The following is a 3,247-nucleotide window of genomic DNA, read 5'->3' on the forward strand; positions in this document are numbered from 1 at the left end:
CCCCCACCGTGCCCAGGCCCAGACCCTCGGTGACCGCCCGGCGCCCGGTGGCCACCAGCAGCCGGTCCGCGGTGTACTCCTGGCGCCCGGCCCCGGTGGCGGCCACCACGACACCCCCGGTGGCCGGATCGGTGCCCACGGACTCGACCGCAGCCCGGCGCACCACCGTGATGCCCTCATCGGCGAAGACCCCCAGGAGGGCCTTCGAGACCTCCGGTTCCTCCCCCGACAGCAACCGGGAACGGGCCAGCACCGTGACCTGCGAGCCCAGCCGGGCGAAGAGTTGGGCCTGCTCCAAGGCCACGTACCCGCCGCCGAGTACGATCATCGACTCCGGGACCTCCGGCAGCTCCATCGCCGTCGTGGAGGTGAGGTAGTCGACCTCCTCCAGCCCGGGAATCGGCGGGGTCCACGGGGCCGAGCCGGTGGCCACCAGGTAGTGCCGGGCCCGCACCGTCTCCACGGCCCCGTCCCCACTGGTGATCTCCAGCACCGGGTCCTGCGCGGTGCCGGTGAACGCGGCGTCCCCCTGGCGCAGGTCCCACCCGTAGTCGGCGATCAGATCCACGTACTTCTCCGAACGCATCCCCTCCACCAGCCCGTTCTTGCCCGCCATCAGCCCCGGCATGTCCACCGGGCCGGCGGAGGTGCTGAGTCCGGGAAACCGGCCGGGCGCCTCCAGGGCCACATGGCGGGCATCGGCGGCGGCCAGCAACGCTTTCGAGGGCACGCACCCGGTGTTCACACAGGTGCCCCCCACCATGGACCGCTCGATCATCACCACCCGCTGGCCCAGGCTGGTCGCCCGGATCGCGGCGGCGAAAGCACCACCACCAGAACCAATAATGGCCAGATCGGTCTCGATCACTGCCGTTCCACCCATGACAACCTCCGCACATCGGTGAGGAACACTCCCCCCGGAAACTTTCCGCGTGCCCTTCTGTGACCCAGCCTGCACCTTCCCCCACAGGGGAAGGTCAAGGTGTCACTGCGACAACAGCCCACCAAGGAACCCCCGCTGCAACCTCGATCCCGTGACCGTGACCGGCAGCCTGGCCATATGTGAAGCGGAGGAGACGGACTTCGCGTTCACCCCCGTGCTCATGGCCGCCCCCATCAGCATCAGCGTGGTCGATCCTGGCGTGGCGATCCCGCCTCGAACGCAGGACGCCGACGAGGCCATCTCGCCCGCACCACCGATCTCATGAGGGAGTCTCTTCACGATGCCTGGCCGATGGTCAGCTGCTGTCGGTGGTGGTCGTAGTGCTGGGTGCCGTAGTGGTAGATCTCGGCCAGGCTCATCCAGTCCCGGAAATAGGGGCCCCAGGACACGGGCATGTGCATCCCTCGGGCCAGTGCGGCCGCGGGCTCGGCGGCGAGCTGGGCCTGCAGGGTGTCGAGGGTGCGGTCGAACCACCGGAGCAGCTGCGGGCCGTGGATCACCCGCGCGGCCCCACGGTCGCTCTGGTAGTTGATGATGTGGAAGGGCCTGGTGCCGGCCTCCAGGACCCTGGCGAAGATGCGGCTGACCGGTTCGGGGAGCCGGCCCATCAGGCGCACCAGGGGCAGCAGGCGCCGGACGACCAGGTAACCGAAGAACATGTGGAACAGCAGCTGTCCGTTGGTCCATCGGGTGCCGGACGAGGGGCGGCGCAGATCCGCCGGGCTCGCTGCGGTCACCAAGGTGTGGAAGTCGGACCGGACCCGCTCCAGTTCGTCGTGGATCGTCTGGCGGGTGAGGGGTGCGCTGTTCACCGGGTCCTCCTCTGCGTGTTGTCGTTGTCGACAGGGCCCTGCGTGCTGGTGGGCTTCTGGGCGATAAAGCGCAGCACTCGACCCCCGAAGGAGTCGCGCAGGTGCACCGGCTCCAGGCCGGCTTGTCGGAGGGTTGGTTCGAAGGCTCCCGGCTCGATGAGCCGGTGGGGGGATCGGTCGGCCAGGTGCACCCAGGAAGCGGCGCGGGAGGCGAGCAGGTCGTATCCCACGAAGGCCCCACCCGGTCGCAGGACCCGGGCGGCCTCAGTCACCGCGCGTTCCCACTCGATGACGTGGTGGAGCATCAGGAAGCTCACAACCGTGTCGAAGGAGGCGTCCTCGAAGGGCAACCGGGTGGCATCGGCTTGACCCGCCTCGGCCAGGGAGAATCCGGTAAGGCGTCGCTGGGCGGCCTCGACCATCACCGGGTCGGCATCGGTGGTGGTGAGTCGCACCTGGGGATGGGACCGGGCGAGAGCGGCGGCCATGGCGGCGCTGCCCCCGCCGATCTCCAGCACGTCCCCGGTGACGGGGAAACCCTGGGTCGCCCAGGGAACCATCCGCCGGGCCACCAGAGTCCACGGGGCGCTGCGGCAGAAGGAGGACTCCAGGGCCGACATCTTCGGCATGGTCTCCGCCTCTCCGGGCACCTGCGGGGTTTCCGCCGAGCCTAGCTTCCCGACCGACGGCAGTGAACCGTTCGAGCGGGAACCCGCTCACCCTCCCTCACCGGTCGCCCTGCCCGGGCGCTGATTCCAGGAATCCCCGGGGCCCGACCACGCGGGTGAGGCCGGCTGATCGGTGACCTACCGGCCGAAGGCGCCGCCCTCGAGGAGGATGACCACGCCCAGGCCGATCAGCACGATGGGGAAGAGGATGTGCTCCCAGCGTTCCAGGACCTCGGCGATGGGTTTGCGGGTAGCGACGTACTTGGCGATGGCCACCAGCACCGCCACCATGGCCAGGAAGGCGATGCAGTAGGCCACCATCGCGCCCGGGCCCACGGTGACGAACACGGGGACGTAGACCCCGATGTTGTCCCCGCCGTTGGCGAAGGTCACTGCCGCGACGGTCCAGATGCTGACCTGTTTGCCGGCGACCTTCTCCTCGTCATCATCATCGTCGTCGTCGCTGCGCCAGACCTTCCATGCGGCGTGCAGGCCCAGTAGCAGAGGAATGAGGCCGAAGTAGGGGATCGCCTCCGGGGGCAGGAAGCTGCTGGCTCCGAGGGTCACCAGCACGGAGGCCACCAGGATGCCGCCGAAGCCTACGTACTGGCCGATGCCGATCTTGGCGGTGGTGCCGCGGGCCCCGGCCCCGCGGGAGAAGAACAGGGACAGCACGATGATGTCGTCGATGTTGGTGGCCGCGAACAGGCCGATCGCCTGCAGCACGGGAGCGAGCAGTTCCATGGCGTCTCTTTCCTTCGGGTATGGGGTAGGCCGGCGGTGCGACCAAGGGGCACCCGTGGCGTTGGGGGGTGGGTGAAAGG

At 69.2% G+C, this 3,247-nt stretch carries 5 protein-coding genes; 1 reads left to right on the plus strand and 4 read right to left on the minus strand.

Annotated features, from left to right (window positions below):
• Positions 1-883, minus strand: an 883-nt coding sequence (locus tag D9R02_RS11545) for an FAD-dependent oxidoreductase (protein ID WP_183085994.1), incomplete at its 3' end; no start/stop codon positions are given.
• A 151-nt stretch (positions 884-1,034) separates the two neighbouring features.
• Here D9R02_RS11545 and D9R02_RS12140 point away from each other — a divergent pair.
• The gene (locus D9R02_RS12140; RefSeq protein WP_019311203.1) at positions 1,035-1,208 is read left to right on the plus strand and encodes a hypothetical protein; all 174 of its coding nucleotides are present in this window, start codon (positions 1,035-1,037) and stop codon (positions 1,206-1,208) included.
• Positions 1,209-1,218: 10 nt separating this feature from the next.
• On the opposite strand, the gene D9R02_RS11550 is transcribed toward D9R02_RS12140, so the two are convergent.
• The 3 genes from D9R02_RS11550 to D9R02_RS11560 form a co-directional block, all read right to left on the minus strand.
• Positions 1,219-1,755 carry a DinB family protein gene (locus tag D9R02_RS11550; RefSeq protein ID WP_019311202.1) on the minus strand — a complete coding sequence of 179 codons (537 nt, stop codon included), beginning with the start codon at positions 1,753-1,755 and terminating at the stop codon, positions 1,219-1,221.
• Positions 1,752-2,384, minus strand: a complete 633-nt coding sequence (locus tag D9R02_RS11555) for a class I SAM-dependent methyltransferase (protein WP_035885429.1) — start codon at positions 2,382-2,384, stop codon at positions 1,752-1,754. The genes D9R02_RS11550 and D9R02_RS11555 overlap by 4 nt, the downstream gene beginning before the upstream one ends.
• A 177-nt stretch (positions 2,385-2,561) precedes the next feature.
• Complete coding sequence (locus D9R02_RS11560) at positions 2,562-3,167, minus strand: cadmium resistance transporter (protein WP_019311200.1); 606 nt, start codon at positions 3,165-3,167, stop codon at positions 2,562-2,564.
• Positions 3,168-3,247: the final 80 nt, after the last annotated feature.

This window comes from Kocuria rhizophila (assembly GCF_003667225.1).
Taxonomy (GTDB): domain Bacteria; phylum Actinomycetota; class Actinomycetes; order Actinomycetales; family Micrococcaceae; genus Kocuria; species Kocuria rhizophila.